Below are 13,881 nucleotides of genomic sequence, written 5' to 3'. Positions count from 1 at the left end.
CAGGCTAGAACAGCGCGCTCGAAAGCGCCCTACGTCCTTTCACCAGAGCCGGGTCGTCGCCGGGCAGCGCCTCGAACAGACCGAGCAGGTGCTTGCGCACGGTGTCGCGCTCCTCGCCCGAGGTGCGCTTGACCACCCCGACCAGCCTGCTGAAGGCCTCGTCGACGTTGCCCGCGAGCATCTCGAGGTCGGCGGCGAGCAGCTGCGCCTCGATGTCGGCGGGATCCTGCATGCGGCGCTGCACCTCGGCGGGGTCGACCCCGGCGGTGCGCTTGATGAGGCCCACACCGGCCAGGCCCATCCGGGCGTCCTCGTCGCCGGGCGAGCGGGCCAGCAGGCGCTCGTAGGCGTCGGCGGCCGCGTCGAGGTCGCCCTCGTCGATGGCCTTCTCGGCGGCCGCGAGGTCGGGGTCGAGGGGCGCCGCCTCGGGCGCGGGAGCGCCGTCCTCGACGGCGGACGGCCTGGCGTCCGGGTTGGCCTGGTAGAACTGCTCGACCGCGCCCATCAGCTCGTCGAGCCAGCGGCGTACCTCGGGCTCGGGCAGCACCTGCTGGAACCCGGTCACCGCCTGGCCCTGGAAGATGGCCAGCACGGTCGGCACGGCCTGCACGCGCAGCGCCTGGGCGACCTGCGGGCTGGTGTCGACGTTGACCTTGGCCAGCGTGACCCTGCCGCCGAAGTCGGAGACGACCTTCTCCAGGACGGGGGTGAGCTGGGCGCTGCCGGGGGCGCGCGGAGACCACAGGTCGAGGATGACGGGCACGCTCATCGACCGGTCGATGACGTCGGTCGTGAACGTCTCGTCGGTGACGTCGACCACCGAGGCAGCCGCCTGGGGACCCGCGGCCTCCCGCCGGGCCTGTGCCTCGAGTGCCTGCTTCCTGGCGCCCAGATCCACCGCTCCGTAGAGCGATCCGGGCCGAGAGATGTCCGCCATGCTCCTCATCTTGCCGCATCTTGGTGACTGAAGGCGCAGGAGCCCGCCACGAGCCGGGCCGGGCGCGGCCCTCTGAGGCCGAGCCGCGGGAGCCCGCAACCGGCCGCGGGCGGGCGCGACCCTCAGCCGCCGAAGTCGCCCGAGGCCACCCTGAGCGTGCGGAGCAGGTCGAACATCTCGCGTAGTTCGTCCTCGCCGTACATGGTCATGCCGAAGTCAGCGTTCATCAGGTCGCCGGTCGCGGCGGCCACGATCTCCCTCCCCTTGTCGGTGATCTCGGCGAGGACCCCGCGGCCGTCGCGCGGATTGCGCAGACGAACGACCAGACCCGCCTTCTCCAGGCGATCGACGGTGTTGGTGACGCTGGTGGGATGCACCATCAGGCGCTCACCGATCTTGGACAGCGGGAGGGCGCCGGTTCTGCTGAAGGTCAACAACACGAGCGCTTCGTATCTGGCGAAGGTCAAGTCATACGGCTTGAGGAGCGAGTCCAGTTGCGACAGCAGGATCTGGTGCGCTCTCATGATCGAAGTGACCGCGGCCATGGCGGAGGACGGCCCGAAGTGAACGCGCCAGGTCTCAGCAGCGCGCTCGATCGGATCGAACGGCAGGTTGAGCGACACACCGTTACGTTAGCGTGCCCTCGTCCTGGTTCGTATGATTACTCAGCGCAACCAGATTCACCGCTTGACCAAGAACCCGGGCGCTAATCATCACGCTCAGTTATGGTTCTCGCACGAAACGGTGACGCGGAGCCCAGGGGACGGCCATGAGCCGGTGTTCCGCGGTCGCTGATGGGGCACGGGGGGTGCTTGATGTATTTCAGCGGGGGGTTTCGCCGTGCGTGAGCACGCCGGCGTCACGCGCGAGGAACTGAAGCAGAGCGCGGCCGTCACGACGGCCGTGCTCTTGGCGCTGGGCCTGGTGGCCGCCTGGAGCGTCCTGATCCCGGGCGTCGACGCGTGGGAGAACATCGTGGTCGCGGTGATCGGGTCGCTGAAGCTGACCGGTCCCGTGGCGGCTGCGTTCGCGGCGTGGGTGGCCGTGCGCAAGCGGCGCGCGCTGCGGGGCAGGACCGTGTCGACGTGGATCGCGCTGAAGGCGCCGCTGGCCATCGTGGTCGTGGTGGTGGGCTCGTTCGCGGCCACCGTGCTGGTGCTGGCGGTCAAGACGGTGCTGACCGAGCAGGCCGGGCGGCTCAACCTGGCGGGCCTGGGCATGGGCATGGCGGGGCTGGCGCTCTACGCCGTCATCGGCTGGGTGGCCGGCTGGCTCGTGCCGCGGGCGATGACGCCACTGGCGGCGGGGCTGGGCTGCTACGCGCTGTTCACCTGGCTGGCCGACGGCAAGACGTGGGTCGACAAGCTCGCTCCCGGCACCGGCGAGCCGTACGACCTGTTCCAGGGGCTGGCCGCCGCCGCCTTCCTCGACCAGACGCTGTGGCTGCTCGGCGTCGCACTGGCCCTGCTGCTCGGCTGGGCCGCGGTGGTGACCAGGCAGGCCCTGGTACTGGCCTTCGCGCTGATGGCGGTCCTCGCCGCCGGCACCGGGGTGGCCAGGCTGGTGACCGAGCCCAAGGCGGCCAGCGCGCTGCCCCTGGTCTACAGCTGTCAGGAGTGGCCGATCACGGTGTGCCTGCACCCCGGCATGCGGGGCGGGCTGACCGAGGTGGGCGACACGTTCACCAAGATCGCTTCGAAGCTGTCGGGCACTCCCGCCGCCTTCACCAGGGTCGAGCAGCGGCCGCTGGGCGAGAGCCTGCGCGCCTCGACGGGCATCGTGCCGATCCACGTGCCCGACCTGTCGACGGGCTTCGCCGACCAGGCCGCCTACGACTTCGTCGAGAGCCTGGCCGCCGACTGCTCGGGCACGACCGCCGACGGCTACCGGGAGATCGTGACGGCGTGGCTGCGCGGCGAGCCGCTGCCCGGCGGGCCGCTGCCGCAGCACCAGTACGCCGCGGCGTGGTTCTCCGGCCTGAGCGAGCACCAGCGCCGCGAGTGGCTGCGCATGTTCTACACCGACTTCCAGTCGTGCCAGCTGTCGGCCAGGCACTTCGGCGGCGGGCCTGCGCTCGCCTCGCCCGTCCCCAGCGTCAGCCAGAGCTATCCGGTCTATCCCACCTCGAGCGGCGCGAGCCAGGGTCCGGAGATGTCACCGCAGAGCTGGCGTTGATCATGTAGACACTGGTTGTATGAGGGCAGTGGTGTCTGCATGAATGTTCAGACGGCGGCCACGCGCAGGCGATGGCGATACGTGGCGGGACTGCTGGTGCTGGCGGTCCTGGTGGTGGTGGGCGCCCGGCTGGCCTGGACCTGGCTCAACCCCTTCGACGAGCGGACCGTGGACCGCAGCCAGCCGGTGCTGCTGCAGTCAATCCACGATCTGTCCAGGTTCGAGGCGGCCACCGGGTCCTTCCAGGTCGTCGTCGACCTGGAGAAGGACGCCCCGTTCCTGCCCGACGCGGTCAAGGGCTCGCGGACCCTGTTCGTCGGCGCCGGCAACGTCGACGCCTACGTCGACTTCGGGTCGCTGGCCAAGGACGCGGTGACCGTCAACGCCGACCGCACCGAGGTCACCGTACGCCTGCCCGCCGCCCAGCTGGAGAAGCCCAACCTCGACAACAGGCGCTCCTACGTCTTCGCCCACCAGCGCGGGCTGATCGACAGGGTGCAGGGCTTCCTGTCGTCGTCGCCGGACAACCAGCAGGAGCTGTACGTCCTGTCCGAGAAGAAGATCTCCGAGGCCGCGGTCGCCAGCGACCTGCGGACCCGCGCCGACGCCAACACCAAGGCGATGCTGGAGGGGCTGCTGAAGTCGCTCGGCTTCAGCAAGGTGACGGTGACCTCGACGGCCGCCTCCTAGCCCCGCTCCGCCAGGCGGTCGGCCTCCTCGAGGTGGTCGGTGAGGCCGAGCAGCTCCCAGCGCTGGAGGGCGAGCGGCACGTTGCCCTCCAGCCAGAGCCGGTCATGGAAGGCGCCGAGGTCGAACGCCTCGCCCCGGCGGCGCGACGCGGTGGCCAGCAGGTCGAGCACCTGCAGCTTGCCGATCTGGTAGCTCAGCCCCTGTCCCGGGTTGCCGGAGAAGAACACCGCCTCCTCCCACGCCGTCGCCCGGTCCATCGGCACCGCCTCGGCCAGCACGTCCGCCGCCTGGTCCAGCGTCAGGTCGCCGAGCGCGAGGGCGATGTCCACCTCGACGCGCAGCGCCCGCAACCGCATGGCGTTGGCCACGAACACGGCGCTGTGCGGGGCGTCGTCGAACAGCCCCGACTGCAGCATCAGCTCCTCGTGGTAGAAGGCGATGCCCTCGTTGGCCGCCGAGTCGTAGTAGCGGCGCCGTACGGGATCAGGGTGCCGCCACGACAGCGCCAGCTGCTGGGCGTGCACGCCCTCGTGGGCGAGCTGGGCGCGCGGGTCGCGGGCGGCGGCCAGCTCGAAGTACGGCAGGCCCGGCCGGGGCGGCTCGACATACCTGACGGCGTCGGCGTCGGGACTCGACTCGACACCGATCTCGTGCGGGACGCCGAGCCACGCCAGAGGCGCCAGGTAGGCGGGCATCTCGGCGAAGCGGTAGTGGCGCAGGGTGGCGGGCTGGCCCAGCAGTCCCCTGTCCACGTAGAAGGCGCGCAGCGCGAGCTCGTCGGCCGCCTCCCGGGTGACGAGGGCCGCGGCGTCGGCCGGGAGGACGGGGTCGGGCGCGTCGCGGTGGCGGTGCCGCAGCGTCGCCTCCATCGCCACCGCCCTGTCCCATTCCTGGCGCCCCATGGCGCGCAGCCGCTCGGCCCCGTACGGCAGCAGCGCCACCCTGTGGAGGAAGAAGGCCAGCCCCTCGGGCCCGACGGCCGTCTCGTCGGCGAACGACGACATCCGCTCGTCCAGCCACGCGGCGAAGCCGTCGAGCGCCCGCACGGCCGCCTCCGTCGCCTCCCCCAGCCCCTCGTCGGACGGCAGCAGCGGCGCGAGGGCCGACATCGCGGTGCGCAGGGCCGTCCCCGCGCCGTCGAGCAGCGTCATCGCCGAGCGGGCGAACGGCGCGGCGGCGTGGCCCTCCAGGTTCTCGCGGCCCTGGGCGAGCACCGAGGGGATCGCGCCCAGCACCGTGACGATCGAGGCGGCCCGCTCGGCGGTGAACGGCGGCGGGGGCAGCAGCCGGTTGTAGACGGCCACCAGGGCCTGGTCGACGTAGAAGCAGGGGTTGCGCCGCCACGAGCGCAGCACGTCCAGCTCCCACCGCACCCTGGCCAGCGCCGAGCCCAGCAGCCTGGCGTCGACCCTGACCTCGACGGGCGCTTCGGCCAGGTCGAGCGCGCGCAGCTCGGCGTCGAAGGCGCGCCACGCCTCCCGCCTGGCAGCCACCGCGGCGGCCGACCAGTCGGGGACCCAGCCGGGCGGACGCTCCACCCTGGTGATGTCGTCGGAGGTGTCGGGAGCGGTCGCCATCCGCCACTCCCACAAGCGCTCCGCCAGCTCCCCGAGCACGCCGCCCGCGTCCGCCATCCCGCACCTACCTCCCGATCCCCGCATGCCTAGGCATCGCTCACCCCGCCTTAGGCGTCCTGTGCCGCTACCTCAGGCAGGACATAGGGCATCCGTCCGATGTGGCGGGGCGGGCCTTAGCCCGAATCTAGAGAGTGTCAGGGAAAAACACGACATCACGGGAGACCCGGATGAACCCCGAAATCAACTACGAGATCATGCGGAGCCGGATCGGCGAGCTCCACACCGTGGCCGCGGAGGAGCGGCTGGCGAGGCAGGCGCGCAGGTCGCCGCATGCCGAGCGCCGGCACCGCTCGCTCTTCGCCCGCCTCCGCGCCGCATGATCCCCGTCCGACAGCCCGGCCGCCATCACCTCTGCGGCCGGGCTTTCTCGTCGTCCTGACCGATCCGTTTCCTGACCGATCCGCTTCTGGCCGATCCGTTCCCTGACCGATCCGCTTTCTGGCCGATCAGCCGTTCTGCGGCACGCGGATGATGAGGGCGTCGCCCTGGCCGCCGCCTCCGCACAGCCCCGCCGCGCCGAGCCCGCCGCCGCGCCGCTTCAGCTCGTGCGCCAGCGTCAGCACGATCCGCGCGCCCGAGGCGCCGATCGGGTGCCCCAGCGCGATGCCGCCGCCGTTGACGTTCACCTTCTCGTACGGCAGGCCGAGCTCCTTGGCCGACTGGATCACCACGCTGGCGAACGCCTCGTTGATCTCCACCAGGTCGAGGTCGTCCACCGACAGCCCCTGCTTGGCGAGCGCGTGCTTGATCGCGTTGGCCGGCTGCGACTGCAGCGAGGCGTCGGGCCCGGCGACGTTGCCGTGGCGGCCGATCTCGGCCAGCCAGGGCAGCCCCAGCTCCTCCGCCTTCGCCCTGGACATGACCACCACGGCGCACGCGCCGTCGGAGATCTGCGAGGCGGACCCGGCGGTGATGGTCCCGTCGGCGGCGAAGGCGGGCCGCAGCTTGGCCAGCGTCTCCACGGTCGTGTCGCCGCGCACGCCCTCGTCGTCCTTGACGACCACGGGCTCGCCGCGCCGCTGGGGGATCTCGACGGGGACGATCTCGTCGTCGAACACGCCGTTCTTGATGGCGGCGGCGGCCAGCTGGTGGGAGCGGGCCGAGAACTCGTCCTGCTCGGCCCTGCCGATGCCGAGCCCGGCGTTGTAGCGCTCGGTCGACTCGCCCATGGCGCACTGGTCGAAGGCGCAGAACAGGCCGTCGTGCGCCATCGAGTCGACGATCTGCGAGCCGCCGTACTTGACGCCCTTGCGCAGGGCGGGCAGCAGGTGCGGGGCGTTGGTCATGGACTCCATGCCGCCCGCGACGACGATGTCGAACTCGCCCGCGCGGATCAGCTGGTCGGCCATCGCGATGGCGTCCAGGCCCGACAGGCAGACCTTGTTGATGGTCACCGACGGCACGGTCATCGGGATGCCGGCCTTGACCGCGGCCTGGCGAGAGGGGATCTGCCCGGCGCCGGCCTGCAGCACCTGGCCCATGATGACGTACTCGACCTGCTCGGGGGAGACTCCGGCGCGCTCGAGCGCGGCCTTGATCGCCAGACCGCCCAGGTCGACGGCCTGCTGGCCGGACAGGGCGCCGAGCAGGCGTCCAATGGGAGTGCGAGCTCCGGCGACGATGACGGAACCAGACATGGCAGCGGGCCTCCTGTGCACGCGAGGGGACGTTTGACACGATACCCATCGGCGTGGAACGCATCCCAGGGGGCCACTCCCCCTGGGAAGTCCATTCCATCCGGCACAGCCGAGCGACCACCATGGAGGCGGATCACACGTGTTTATGCGCATCGACCACATCGGGATCGCCTGCCACGATCTGGAGGAGAAGATCGCGCTGTTCGAGCGGACGTTCGAGCTGACTGTCGTGGCGCGCGAGACGAACGAGGAGCAGGGCGTCAAGGAGGCGATGCTGCACATCGCCGACGGTGAGGGTGGCGGCTCCTACATTCAGCTGCTCGAGCCGCTGTCGCCGGACTCCCCGGTCGGGAAGTTTCTCGCCAAGCGCGGCGAAGGCGTCCATCACGTGGCATTCGGTGTCCCGGACGTAGCGGACGCCATGCAACAAATCAGCGCGAAAGGCGTCAGGCTGCTGGACGAGCGGCCTCGACATGGATCAATGGGTTCCTCGATCGCGTTTCTGCACCCCAAGGACGTGGGAGGAATGCTCACGGAGCTGGTTCAGGCAACTGGCTCCCGGTAAACGCAAAAAAGGTTCATATGTAACTAGTAACGCAGATAGTTGGACGGGGCCTCCAAGGCGGCAACAGCGGAGTACGCTGGCCTACCACCGGACATGGAGCCTGCTGCCAGGAGCAGGCTCCAGACTCGGATGTCCCGAACCCCCCGTCCGGCCCGTGTAGCCGTCTCGACAACCCAGGATCGAGCCTCCATGCAGTCCGACATCGACGCCCAGCTCAACAACTTCTTCGAGGACGCCCCAGCGCGCGAGTTCGACGTGGTGCTCCGTGGTTACGACCGGCACCAGGTCCACGACCACCTCAAGCAGCTCGACAACGAGCTGCGCCAGTCCCGCGAGCAGGTCACCAGCCTGCAGCGCGACCTGTCCGACTCCCAGCGGCAGCTGCAGGAGCAGGAGCGCCCCACCTACTCGGGTCTCGGCGCCCGCATCGAGCAGCTCCTGCGCCTTGCCGAGGAGCAGGCCACCGAGCTCGTCCAGGCCGCCAGGTCCGAGGCCAACGAGATCAAGGCCCACGCCAAGGTCGAGGCCGCCGACCTGCGCGCCGCCGCCGAGAGCGAGGCGGCCGAGAAGCGCGCCCAGGCCACCCGGGAGGCCGACGACCTGCGCACCACCGCCGAGCGCGAGGCCGAGGAGATCCGTTCGACGGCCCGCCGCGAGGCCGAGGAGCTGACCAACACCACCGAGCGCGAGGCCGCCAAGCTGCGTGCCACCGCCGACCACGAGGTGGCCGAGAAGCGCGCCGACGCCGAGCGCGAGATCGCCAAGCTGCGCACGACCACCGAGCGCGAGGTCGCCCAGCTGCGCGCCTCGACCAAGCGGGAGCGCGACGAGGTCCTCACCACCGCCAAGCGCCAGGCCGACGAGATGCGCGCCCAGGCCCAGCGGGTGCTGGAGGAGTCCGAGGCGAAGCGGGCCCAGGACGAAGCCGAGTTCGAGATCCAGCTCGCCTCCCGCCGCGAGGAGGCCGAGCGCCAGGAGGCCGAGCGCCACGCGACCGCGCAGGCCGCCACCCAGAAGCTGGTGGCCGAGGCCGAGCAGCGGGCGGCGACCGCCGAGTCCCGCGCCACCAAGGCCACCCAGCAGGCCGAGCAGACCCGCCGCGAGGCCGACACCCACGCCAAGCAGCTGGTCGCCAACGCCCGCAAGAACGCCGACCAGGTCGCGTCCGAGGCCAAGGCCAGCGCCGAGCACATCGTCAGCGAGGCCAAGGCCGAGGCCGAGCGCATCCGCACCAGCATGCAGCGCCAGGTCGACGAGCTGACCAGGCAGCGTGACAGCATCACCAGCCACCTCGCGCAGCTGCGCCAGCTTCTCGGCGGCGCGCCCCTTCCTGGCATGGACCCCGAGCCGGCCGTCACCGCCGCCCCGCCGAAGCCGGCCCTGGCGCCTTCGGCGTCCAACGGCAGCGAGAAGCCGGCGCCCGCGCCCGCGCCCGCACCCGCCGCTGCGGCCGCCAAGCCGCAGGCCGCGGACGACGACTCGGAGTGGTGGCAGGAGTAGCCCGATCCGGAGGCTGATCGACGGCTGAAGAGAGCCTGGTGACCTTGGGTCGCTAGGCTCTCTTGTTGTCCGTGTACGGCTTGACCGGATCCCCCCACTTCCCTGGAGCCATCGTGACCGCCGACGTCGAGGAACCCGCGTCCCCCGAGCAGGGCCCCCCGGCGGCGGAGCAGACCACGACGGTCGCGGGGGACCCGGCGGCGGAGCAGACCACGACAGCCGCGGCGAGCCCGGCGGCGGAACCGACCACAGCACCCGCGGCGAGCCCGGCCACGACGGTCGCGGGGGACCCGGGGGCGCCCCAGGCCGGGGGGTGGAGCCAGGTCGACGGCGCGCTGCCGTACGGGATGCCGGGCAAGCCGCTGGCCCGGGGACCCTTCCTGTTCGGTCTCGTGGGCGGGCTCGGCGTGCTGACCGCGATCGCCATCGGTCATCTGATCACCAACTCGCTGAGCGTGATCATTCTCATCGTGGTGGCGATGTTCCTGGCGGCGGGGCTCAATCCGGCCGTCGAGGCGCTGCAGCGGCGCCGCATGAAGCGGCGCACGTCCATCTCGATCGTCTTCGCCGGCGTCATCGTCCTGTTCGCGCTGTTCGGCCTGGCCATCGTGCCGCCGGTGAGCCAGGAGTCGGCCGACTTCATCGCCGCCGTGCCCGGCTACTTCGACCAGCTCATCGCCAACCCGACGCTCAGGCAGCTGGACGCCGACTACCAGCTCCTGCCGAAGCTGGCGGCGTTCGTCACCGACACGCTCGCGCCCTCGCTGGCCGGCGGGCTGGTCGGCGCGGGCCTGGTGGTCCTGGACGGGGTGTTCACCGGCGTGACGTTGCTGGTGCTGATGCTCTACTTCCTCGGCTCCCTGCACTCGATCAAGGAGTACCTGCTCAAGCTCGTGCCGGCCTCGCGCCGTACCAGGACCGCCGCCATCACCGAGGAGATCCTCGACGGCATCGGCGGCTACGTGGCGGGCAACATCCTCATCTCCGTCATCGCGGGCGTGCTGAGCTGGGCGTTCCTGACCGTCGCGGGGGCGCGCTACGCCCTGGCGCTGGCCCTGGTGATCGCGCTCACCGACCTGATCCCGCTGGTCGGCGCGACGATCGGCGCGGTGCTGGTGAGCGGCGTGGCGTTCCTGCAGTCGGTGCCGCTCGGCATCGCGTGCGCGATCTTCTTCCTCGTCTACCAGCAGGTCGAGAACTACCTCATCTACCCGCGCGTCATGAAGCGCTCGGTGGACGTGGCCCCCGCCGTGACCGTGATCGCGGCGCTGTTCGGCGGCGCCCTGCTGGGCATCGTCGGCGCCCTGCTGGCCATCCCGGTGGCCGCCGCGATCGCGCTGATCATCCGCGAGATCGTGCTGCCTCGCCAAGCTCGGAGCTGACGAACGCGGCCACGGCCGCGTTGAAGGCCTCCGGCTGCTCGACCGCGCTCAGGTGGCCGGCCCGCTCGATCACCGTCAACCGCCCGTCCGGTACGGCCCGCAGCATCGCCTCGGCGTCGTCGCGGGTGGTGAGCCGGTCCTCCTCACCGACGATCACCAGGGCGGGGGCCTTGAGCGCGGCCAGGGTGTCGAAGGAGTCGGGCCGTCCCGCCATGGCCCGCTGCGCCCACGCCACCGCGCCTGGCGGCGCCGACTGGACGAGCCCCCGGACCCTGCCGGAGACCATCGCCCTGCGCTCCTTCGTGGTCGAGCCGATGAGGCCGGGCAGGACCTCCTCGATCAGCACGCCCGTGCCGCCGGACTCCACCTGCCGCGCGATGCGCTCCCTGGTGTCCTTGGCCTGGTCGGTGTCCTGGCTCGCCTTGGTGTCGGCGAGGATCACGCCGAGCACGCGGTCGGGGTGACGCCTGCAGAAGGCCATCGTCACGTAGCCGCCCATCGACTGCCCGCCGATCACGGCCCGCTCGATCCCCTCGCCGTCGAGCATGGCGGCGACGTCGTCGGCCATGAGGTCGAGGGAGGGCTCGTCGTCGCCCAGCCTTGAGCCGCCGAACCCGCGCAGGTCGGGGGTGACGACCCGGCAGGTGGCGGCCAGGCCTTCGCGCTGGGCCAGCCACATCGCCGAGGAGAGCGGGAAGGCGTGGAGCAGGACGACGGGGACGCCGGTCCCCGCTGATCTCGTGTAGAGCTGCACGCACCTCACGGTAACCCGGTTCCCCCCGACAATCACCGTGCGGCATGTGCCGATATGCGGCCAAGGGTCTGACCGCTTCTCCTGTGGCGTCAGATCGTCCTCGCCGTGACCGAACGAGAGCGGGGCGCGCGGAAGCCTCAGTCCGCCAGATCGGTGGGCAGCGGGTAGGCCGCCGGGTTGACCCGCTTGACGATCTCGTTCAGCACGATCCGCACGTACGGCTCGCCGACCCACAGGTGCTTGGCCCCGTCGACCCCGATGACCTCGGCCCCCGGCACCCTGGCGAACCTCTCCTTGGCCTCCTCGGGACGCAGGTAGTCGTCGAACTCCGGCACCAGCGCCACCAGCGGACGCCCGAAGGCGGCCCAGGCGTCGAGATCGTCGTCCGTGGCCCGCTTGAGCGGCGGCGACAGCAGGATCGCGCCCTCCACCAGCGGATCGTGCGCCCACTTCAGCGTCAGCTCGGTGCCGAAGGACCAGCCGACCACCCACACGCGGGGCAGGTCGTGGAACTCGGCGTACTCCAGCGCCGCCGCCACGTCGTAGCGCTCCCCCTCGCCGCCGTCGAAGGCGCCCTGCGAGGTGCCGCGTTCGGAGGAGGTGCCCCTGGTGTTGAAGCGCAGGACCGCCAGGTCGGCCAGCGCGGGCAGCCGGTTGGCCGCCTTCTTGTAGACGTGGCTGTCCATGAACCCGCCGTGGGTGGGCAGCGGGTGCAGGGTCACCAGCGTCGCGACCGGCGGCCTGTCCGCGGGCAGGGCCAGCTCGCCGACCAGGGTCAGCCCGTCGGCGGTGTGCAGCTCGATCGGCTCGCGCCTGGCGGGCAGGACGGTGGCCGCGCGGATCTCCACAGCAGTTCTCCTCGATTCCCTCAGTACCTGCTGCGCCCCGGGCCCCGGTCGAGCCGCTTGCGCCAGCAGGTGGTGTGCCAATGGCGGCGTTCACTGTCGCCGCCCGTCCAGTTGGGCCAGCTCACGATATGCGCAAGACCCGGCCGGATCTCCTGGTCGCAGCCGGGACAGCGGTAGTTCTTGCCCGAGGAGGCGCCGCTGAGCATGCGGACCTTCCACTCCCCGTCGGGCCACTCCTCCACCCGGTCCGTCGAGCTGGCGAAGCCGATCGGGCGGGAGGACTCCTTCCGGCGGGCGCGTCGAGGGCTCATGGGCGGGGGAAGCGCGTCAACCCGGCGGTGACGAGGTGGTCGAGCAGCGGGGCGGGGGCGAGGGAGGGCGAGCGCCGCTCGGCGTAGAGGGCGCGCAGGCCGTCGCGTACCGTGGCCAGGCCGGCGGACTCCAGCAGCTCGAAGGGCCCCGCGGGGTAGCCGCAGCCCAGCCGCATCGCCGCGTCGATGTCACCGATGGCGGCGTAGCCGGACTCGTACATGCCGACCGCGTCGTTCAGGTGGGCGAACAGGAGGGCGTCGATCACCAGGCCGGCCCTGTCCCTGCACGGCACCGGCGTGTACCCGGCGATCTTCAGCAGGTCGCGGGCGCCGAGCACGGCCTCCTGCGCGGTCAGGACGGAGGTGGCCAGCTGCGCCACCTGCCCGGTCAGCTGGACGCGGACGGTCCTGGGCGAGCCGGGGTCGGCGCCGCCCGCCACGAGGATCACATCGGGGTCGTCGCTGTCCTTGAACCCGGCCGCGGCGAGCCGGTCGGCCAGCTCGGGCAGGCCGACGACGCGGACGGTCCGCGCGGCGGCCTTCTCGGGCTGACCGTCGGCAGGGCCGCCGTGAAAGCCCCTGCCCGACTTGCGCCCGAGCAGCCCGGCGTCGACGTAGGAGCGCAGCAGGGGCGAGGGCACGTGCCGGTCGGAGCGCGACTCCTCGAACAGCACTCCCATGATCTCGCAGGCGGTGTCGAGGCCGATCAGGTCGAGCAGCTCGAACGGCCCCATCGGCAGGCCGACGCCGAGCTTCATCGCGTTGTCGATGTCGTCGCGGCCGGCCACGCCGTGGTCCAGCAGGGTCACCGCGTGGTTGAGGTACGGCAGCAGCAGCCGGTTGACCACGAAGCCGGCCCGGTCGCCCACCGTGACCGGTGTCTTGCCCAGCCGTACGGCGAGGTCGGCGATCTCGGAGACGAGGCAGGGGGCGGTGACCACGGTGCCGACCACCTCGACCAGTCCCATGACCGGGGCGGGGTTGAAGAAGTGCATGCCGACCACCCGGTCGGGGCGTGAGGTGGCGGCGGCCAGCGCCGTGACCGACAGCGAGGAGGTGTTGGTGGCCAGGACGGTGGAGGGCTTGCAGAGACCGTCGAGCTCGGTGAACAGCGCGACCTTGACGTCCATGCGCTCCGGGACGGCCTCGATCACCAGGTCGGCGTCGCGCAGGCCGGCGCGCGAGGTGGTCAGCGTGACCCTGCCGAGAATCTCCGCACGCTCGGCCGGGGTCAGCTTCCCCTTCTGGAGCGCCCTTCCCGTGGACCTGTCCAGGTGGTCGCGCCCCCTGGCGAGCGCCTGCTCGTCGGCCTCGACGCCGGTCACCCGGATGCCCGCCCGGGCGAAGACCTCCGCTATCCCGGCCCCCATCGTGCCGAGGCCGACCACACCCACCATTTCGAACGCCATGCGACCAGTTTTCCAGAGCCGGTAGGGTTGGCCGTC

The 13,881-nt window shown here is 71.5% G+C and carries 14 protein-coding genes; 6 read left to right on the top strand and 8 right to left on the bottom strand.

The features are described 5' to 3' along the window. Positions 1–4: 4 nt before the first annotated feature. Together ACWENQ_RS28155 and ACWENQ_RS28150 are read right to left on the bottom strand one after the other, a co-directional pair. Positions 5–937, bottom strand: coding sequence for a tetratricopeptide repeat protein (locus tag ACWENQ_RS28155; protein ID WP_449926573.1), 933 nt, complete (start codon positions 935–937; stop codon positions 5–7). Between the two features lie 122 nt (positions 938–1,059). After that, positions 1,060–1,560 (bottom strand): MarR family winged helix-turn-helix transcriptional regulator, encoded by a 501-nt coding sequence (locus ACWENQ_RS28150; RefSeq protein WP_354917329.1) that lies wholly within the window; start codon positions 1,558–1,560, stop codon positions 1,060–1,062. A gap of 217 nt (positions 1,561–1,777) precedes the next feature. Here ACWENQ_RS28150 and ACWENQ_RS28145 point away from each other — a divergent pair, with 217 nt between their 5' ends. Next, positions 1,778–3,112 (top strand): hypothetical protein, encoded by a 1,335-nt coding sequence (locus ACWENQ_RS28145; protein WP_449926577.1) that lies wholly within the window; start codon positions 1,778–1,780, stop codon positions 3,110–3,112. A 39-nt stretch (positions 3,113–3,151) separates the two neighbouring features. Then, complete coding sequence (locus ACWENQ_RS28140; protein ID WP_452416933.1) at positions 3,152–3,802, top strand: DUF4230 domain-containing protein; 651 nt, start codon at positions 3,152–3,154, stop codon at positions 3,800–3,802. Here ACWENQ_RS28140 and ACWENQ_RS28135 read toward each other — a convergent pair. Then, positions 3,799–5,436 (bottom strand): DUF885 family protein, encoded by a 1,638-nt coding sequence (locus ACWENQ_RS28135; protein ID WP_452416932.1) that lies wholly within the window; start codon positions 5,434–5,436, stop codon positions 3,799–3,801. The genes ACWENQ_RS28140 and ACWENQ_RS28135 overlap by 4 nt on opposite strands. A 170-nt stretch (positions 5,437–5,606) precedes the next feature. Here ACWENQ_RS28135 and ACWENQ_RS28130 point away from each other — a divergent pair, with 170 nt between their 5' ends. Beyond that, entirely contained in the window at positions 5,607–5,759 is a 153-nt protein-coding gene (locus tag ACWENQ_RS28130; protein ID WP_354917317.1) for a hypothetical protein, read from the top strand. 126 nt (positions 5,760–5,885) lie between these two features. Here ACWENQ_RS28130 and ACWENQ_RS28125 read toward each other — a convergent pair whose 3' ends face one another. Next, positions 5,886–7,076: an acetyl-CoA C-acetyltransferase gene (locus ACWENQ_RS28125; protein ID WP_354917314.1), complete on the bottom strand. Its 1,191-nt coding sequence runs from the start codon at positions 7,074–7,076 to the stop codon at positions 5,886–5,888. 139 nt (positions 7,077–7,215) lie between these two features. On the opposite strand from ACWENQ_RS28125, the gene mce reads away from it, so the two are divergent. The 3 genes from mce to ACWENQ_RS28110 all read left to right on the top strand — a co-directional run bounded on the left by mce (position 7,216) and on the right by ACWENQ_RS28110 (position 10,523). After that, the gene (mce, locus tag ACWENQ_RS28120; protein WP_354917310.1) at positions 7,216–7,641 is read left to right on the top strand and encodes a methylmalonyl-CoA epimerase; all 426 of its coding nucleotides are present in this window, start codon (positions 7,216–7,218) and stop codon (positions 7,639–7,641) included. Between the two features lie 189 nt (positions 7,642–7,830). Further along, positions 7,831–9,141, top strand: coding sequence for a DivIVA domain-containing protein (locus ACWENQ_RS28115; RefSeq protein WP_354917307.1), 1,311 nt, complete (start codon positions 7,831–7,833; stop codon positions 9,139–9,141). Positions 9,142–9,254: 113 nt separating this feature from the next. Then, positions 9,255–10,523, top strand: a complete 1,269-nt coding sequence (locus ACWENQ_RS28110; protein WP_452416931.1) for an AI-2E family transporter — start codon at positions 9,255–9,257, stop codon at positions 10,521–10,523. On the opposite strand, the gene ACWENQ_RS28105 is transcribed toward ACWENQ_RS28110, so the two are convergent. The 4 genes from ACWENQ_RS28105 to ACWENQ_RS28090 all read right to left on the bottom strand — a co-directional run bounded on the left by ACWENQ_RS28105 (position 10,483) and on the right by ACWENQ_RS28090 (position 13,845). Continuing rightward, complete coding sequence (locus tag ACWENQ_RS28105) at positions 10,483–11,277, bottom strand: alpha/beta fold hydrolase (protein ID WP_452416929.1); 795 nt, start codon at positions 11,275–11,277, stop codon at positions 10,483–10,485. The genes ACWENQ_RS28110 and ACWENQ_RS28105 overlap by 41 nt on opposite strands. 137 nt (positions 11,278–11,414) lie before the next feature. After that, positions 11,415–12,125, bottom strand: a complete 711-nt coding sequence (locus tag ACWENQ_RS28100) for an alpha/beta hydrolase (protein WP_452416927.1) — start codon at positions 12,123–12,125, stop codon at positions 11,415–11,417. A gap of 20 nt (positions 12,126–12,145) precedes the next feature. After that, positions 12,146–12,436, bottom strand: a complete 291-nt coding sequence (locus tag ACWENQ_RS28095) for an ATP/GTP-binding protein (protein ID WP_449926599.1) — start codon at positions 12,434–12,436, stop codon at positions 12,146–12,148. After that, complete coding sequence (locus ACWENQ_RS28090; RefSeq protein ID WP_449926602.1) at positions 12,433–13,845, bottom strand: 3-hydroxyacyl-CoA dehydrogenase; 1,413 nt, start codon at positions 13,843–13,845, stop codon at positions 12,433–12,435. The genes ACWENQ_RS28095 and ACWENQ_RS28090 overlap by 4 nt, the downstream gene beginning before the upstream one ends. Positions 13,846–13,881: the final 36 nt, after the last annotated feature.

This window comes from Nonomuraea sp. NPDC004354 (assembly GCF_053602555.1).
Note: the sequence above shows the minus strand (reverse complement) of the source record. Positions and strands in the feature narration are given on the sequence as shown.

Coding starts and splice junctions, on each gene's coding strand:
- ACWENQ_RS28095 (WP_449926599.1), bottom strand. CDS start 12,436: ATGAGCCCTCGACGCGCCCGCCGGAAGGAGTCCTCCCGCCCGATCGGC.
- ACWENQ_RS28140 (WP_452416933.1), top strand. CDS start 3,152: ATGAATGTTCAGACGGCGGCCACGCGCAGGCGATGGCGATACGTGGCG.
- ACWENQ_RS28090 (WP_449926602.1), bottom strand. CDS start 13,845: ATGGCGTTCGAAATGGTGGGTGTGGTCGGCCTCGGCACGATGGGGGCC.
- ACWENQ_RS28125 (WP_354917314.1), bottom strand. CDS start 7,076: ATGTCTGGTTCCGTCATCGTCGCCGGAGCTCGCACTCCCATTGGACGC.
- ACWENQ_RS28155 (WP_449926573.1), bottom strand. CDS start 937: ATGGCGGACATCTCTCGGCCCGGATCGCTCTACGGAGCGGTGGATCTG.
- ACWENQ_RS28115 (WP_354917307.1), top strand. CDS start 7,831: ATGCAGTCCGACATCGACGCCCAGCTCAACAACTTCTTCGAGGACGCC.
- ACWENQ_RS28135 (WP_452416932.1), bottom strand. CDS start 5,436: ATGGCGGACGCGGGCGGCGTGCTCGGGGAGCTGGCGGAGCGCTTGTGG.
- ACWENQ_RS28130 (WP_354917317.1), top strand. CDS start 5,607: ATGAACCCCGAAATCAACTACGAGATCATGCGGAGCCGGATCGGCGAG.